At 71.6% G+C, this 4,171-nt stretch carries 3 protein-coding genes; 2 read left to right on the top strand and 1 reads right to left on the bottom strand.

Annotated features, from left to right (window positions below):
* Positions 1-571, bottom strand: a 571-nt coding sequence (locus FNH04_RS42430) for a TMEM165/GDT1 family protein (protein WP_322725460.1), incomplete at its 3' end; no start/stop codon positions are given.
* Between the two features lie 589 nt (positions 572-1,160).
* Between FNH04_RS42430 and FNH04_RS42425 the strand changes: the two genes are divergently transcribed.
* Both FNH04_RS42425 and FNH04_RS42420 read left to right on the top strand, forming a co-directional pair.
* Positions 1,161-1,805, top strand: coding sequence for an HNH endonuclease family protein (locus tag FNH04_RS42425; RefSeq protein ID WP_152791573.1), 645 nt, complete (start codon positions 1,161-1,163; stop codon positions 1,803-1,805).
* 389 nt (positions 1,806-2,194) lie between these two features.
* Positions 2,195-3,880 carry an alkaline phosphatase D family protein gene (locus tag FNH04_RS42420; protein WP_152791572.1) on the top strand — a complete coding sequence of 562 codons (1,686 nt, stop codon included), beginning with the start codon at positions 2,195-2,197 and terminating at the stop codon, positions 3,878-3,880.
* Positions 3,881-4,171: the final 291 nt, after the last annotated feature.

The following is a 4,171-nucleotide window of genomic DNA, read 5'->3' as shown; positions in this document are numbered from 1 at the left end:
CCGCCTCGTACAGGCTCCATATCCCCAGCCCCAGCATCACCATCGCCGCGACCTTGGTGATCAGCCGCAACGGCACCCGCCTCATCAGCGCCCTACCGCCCATGACGCCGAGCCCGGCCACCGTCCACAACGCGAGCACCGCCCCCAGCCCCACGGAGAGCGGCTCGTCGTACCGTGCCGCGAGGTTGGCGGTCATGATCTGCGTGAGATCACCGAACTCGGCGACCAGGACGAGCGTGAAACCCGCCCCCGAGACCTTCCAGAACCCCTGGTTCTCGGGCCTGCGGACCTGCTCCTCGTCCTCGTCCTTCTTGAGCAGCAGCACGGCCGCACCACCGAGGAACAGCACACCGGTCAGCGCGGACACGATGCGTCCCGGCAGGAGCGTCAGGACGCTCCCCGCCGCGACGGCCAGCGCGACATGGACGGCGAAGGCGGCGGCCACACCGGCGAACACGTACGAGGCGCGATAGCGCGCCCCCAGGACGAGCCCCGCGAGCGCGGTCTTGTCCGGGAGTTCGGAGAGGAAGACGACACCGAAGACGAGTGCCAGGACACTGAAGCTGATCACGATCTCTCAATCGGTCGGGGCCGCCCCACCGAGAAAGACCGTCCGCTGACACGACACCTCGGCACGGCAGCACACACGGATCCCGCACCCACGGGCACGGACGGACGCCCGCACCGGGACGGCACGGACAGTGCACTGCTTGCCGAAGGTCTCGCTGACCGGCCTCGTCACGAGCACGAGGCCTGCCTCCGGGCGCCGGCTCAGGCGAGCTGAGCAGTATGTCGACGGTCCGGCGAAGAGCTACTCCCCTTCTGCGCCACCCATCGTACGGGACGGCCACGCGCCGTCCACGGGTCCCGTGCCCCGGCCCTCCGCCGCTCCCGCGCGCCGGCCCTCCCGCACCCAAGCCCTCCGTGAGCCCCGTCCCCGACGGTCCGGACGAACGGCCGGGGGAACAACCGGAGGGGACGGCGAAAGCGCACGTCAGGGCCGTCCCTCACGAAACCGCCAGGAACCTGCACACCCAGAGGTCTTGTCGTGTCATGGGCACGTCATTAACTTCTCACCAGACGCTTACCCCACGGAAACGAAGCACCGCGAGAGTTCCGTTGCTCGCACACCAACAGTCCCCACCCACACAGGAGTTCGCATGCGCAAGGTCTACGCGCGTCGACGGCTCAGCATACTCGCTGCCGTCACGGGCCTCATAGCCATGGCGGGACTTTTCAACAGCCCGAGCGCCTCCGCCGCGCTCCCCACCCCGGTCAGCGCAGCAACCGCCCGCTCCTACCTCGCCACCCTGACCGTGGCGACCGAGGACCGCACCGGCTACGACCGCGACCTGTTCAACCACTGGATCACCATCAGCGGGGCCTGCAACACCCGCGAGACGGTCCTCAAGCGCGACGGCACGAACGTCGTCACCAGCTCCACCTGCGCCGCCACCAGCGGCAGCTGGTACTCCCCGTACGACGGCGCCACCTGGACCGCCGCCTCCGACCTGGACATCGACCACCTCATCCCGCTGGCCGAGGCCTGGGACTCCGGCGCCGACAGCTGGAGCAGCTCCCTGCGCCAGCAGTTCGCCAACGACCTGACCCGCCCGCAGCTCATCGCCGTCACGGACAACGTCAACCAGTCCAAGGGCGACCAGGACCCGGCCACCTGGATGCCGTCGCGCACGGCCTACCGCTGCACGTACGTCCGCGCCTGGGTCCAGGTGAAGTACTACTACGACCTGTCGGTCGACTCGGCCGAGAAGAGCGCCCTGACCAGCTACCTGGCCAGCTGCTGAACCGTTTCTCTCCCCCGGTGAGGCCCGGGACACCCCCCTTCACCCGCGACGCCGACCCCCATCACGCCCACGCGGGCGACGCCCGGGCCTCCCCACACGCACCACCACGGATGAACCACCACCCGGCCGCGCCAGGACCCGAGAGCCCGGCGCGGCCGTTCGGCATCCACATCCGCATCCACATCCGCATCCGGTCACCTGAGCGACGGCCCCGAGGTGGGACCGGCCCACGCCTCCGACCGATCGGCACGGGCCCCGCCCCGTCGCGCAACCGAACCGCAATCGGCGGAACCTCCCCGTTCACCTCTGCCGTTCCGTACCGTACGGGTCGACGGAGGAGGGTGAGCCGACGAGGCGCGCCGACCGGAGAAAAGGGCGGGTGAACGCCGATGGCGGGGCTGCGGCTGGGACCACTGCTGCGATACGTGGACGGCTCGTCCGCGACCGTGTGGGTCGAGGCGAGCCGTCCGTGCACCGCAGAGGTGCGCTGCGCCGACGGGGCGGGGGGCGAGGTCCGTACCTTCCAGGTGGCGGGCCACCACTACGCGCTGGTCCCGGTGACCGGACTCACCCCGGGTACGGCGACGGCGTACGAGGTCCTCCTCGACGGTGCCCGGGTGTGGCCGCTGCCCGACTCGCCCTTCCCCGCCTCCGAGATCCGCACCCCGGACGAGGACGTCGTCCGGGTCGCCTTCGGCTCCTGCCGGTGGGCCGCCCCGCCCGCCGAGGAGCACGACCCGGTGGGCCCGGACGCCCTGGACACGCTGGCCGCCCGTATCGCCGCCGACTCCGGGGCCGAGCGGCCCGATGTGCTCCTGCTGCTGGGCGACCAGGTGTACGCGGACGAGACGTCCGACGCCACCCGCCGCTGGCTCGCCGCCCGCCGCGACCTCGCCGACCCTCCGGGCGACCAGGTCGCGGACTACGAGGAGTACACCCGCCTCTACTACGAGTCCTGGCTCGACCCGGAGGTGCGCTGGCTACTGTCCACCGTGCCCAGCTGCATGATCTTCGACGACCACGACATCGTCGACGACTGGAACACCAGCGGCTCCTGGCTGGCCGACATGCGGGCCACGCCCTGGTGGCGCGAGCGGCTGCTGAGCGGGCTGATGTCGTACTGGGTTCACCAGCACCTCGGCAACCTGTCACCGGCCGAGCTGGCCGCCGACCCGCTGTACGCCGCGGTGCGCGCCACCCCGGACGGCACGGACCCGGTGCGCGCGTACGCCGCGCGGGCCGACCAGGACCCGGCCTCGGTGCGCTGGAGCTACCGGCGGGACTTCGGGCGCGTCCGGGTGCTCATGATCGACACCCGGGCGGCCCGTGTCCTCGACGAGGACAAGCGCTCGATGCTGAACGCGGGCGAGGCCGGGTGGCTGCGCGAGCAGGTGCTGGACACCCCCGGCTCCTACGACCACCTCCTCCTCGGCACCTCGCTGCCGTGGCTGCTCCCCCACCTCGTACACAGCGCCGAGACCTGGGACTCCGCCCTGTGCCGCGGCGAGCGCGGGGAGCGCTGGGCGCGGTTCGGCGAGGATCTGCGGCGGCGGGCGGACCTGGAGCACTGGGCGGCGTTCCCGTCGTCGTTCGAGGCGCTGGCGGAGCTGATCGCCGAGGCGGGATCGGGCGAGGGGGCGCCGGCGACCGTGTGCGTGCTCTCCGGGGACGTGCACCACGCGTACGTCGCGGAACCCTCCTGGCCCGCGGGGAGCGGTCCTGACGCGCGGGTGCTCCAGCTGACCTGCTCGCCCGTGCACAACTCGATACCGCTGTCGATAAGGCTCGGCTTCCGCTTCGGCTGGAGCGGCGTGGGGCGCGCCCTGGGCCGCTGGTTCGAGCGGCACGGGCGTCTGGGGCGCCCCTCCATCGACTGGCGCAGGACGGGCGGCCCCTGGTTCGGCAACCAGCTGATGACCCTGACCCTGCGCGGCCGTTCGGCCCGGCTGCGGCTCGACCAGGCCCGGTCCTCCCGGCAGGGCGGGGCCCGGCTGGAGACCGTGACGGAGTACGAACTCGCCCCTCGGCAAGCCACGCCGACAGGCCCCCGCAAGCCGTCGGCAGACCCTCGTTAAGCCCTCGATAAGCCCTCGGCAGGTCCCCGATAAGCCCCTTGAGCAGGTCTTGAGGTGTTTTGTTGCGTACGTTCACCTGTTGCCCGTGATGCTCGTGAGGCATCCCACATCCGGTGTCCCCAGGGGCCGTCTCCCACCCCGTACGACGGCATGATGATGCGGACCGTCCGCCTCCAGCGGGCGGTTCGCCGCACCGCGCCCCCACGCACGGGAGTCACACGCCTTGTCCGCAGCGACCGCCCCCTCCGCCGGGGAACCAGCCGGGGAACCGCCCGAGGAGCCCTCCGGGAC

Source organism: Streptomyces phyllanthi, assembly GCF_009377205.1.
Lineage (GTDB): Bacteria > Actinomycetota > Actinomycetes > Streptomycetales > Streptomycetaceae > Streptomyces > Streptomyces phyllanthi.
The sequence above is the reverse complement of the archived record's forward strand: the minus strand, read 5'-3'. Positions and strand labels throughout refer to the sequence as shown.

Excerpts from the sequence above, each read along its gene's own strand:
- FNH04_RS42425 (WP_152791573.1), top strand. The coding sequence starts at position 1,161 with ATGCGCAAGGTCTACGCGCGTCGACGGCTCAGCATACTCGCTGCCGTC.
- FNH04_RS42420 (WP_152791572.1), top strand. The coding sequence starts at position 2,195 with ATGGCGGGGCTGCGGCTGGGACCACTGCTGCGATACGTGGACGGCTCG.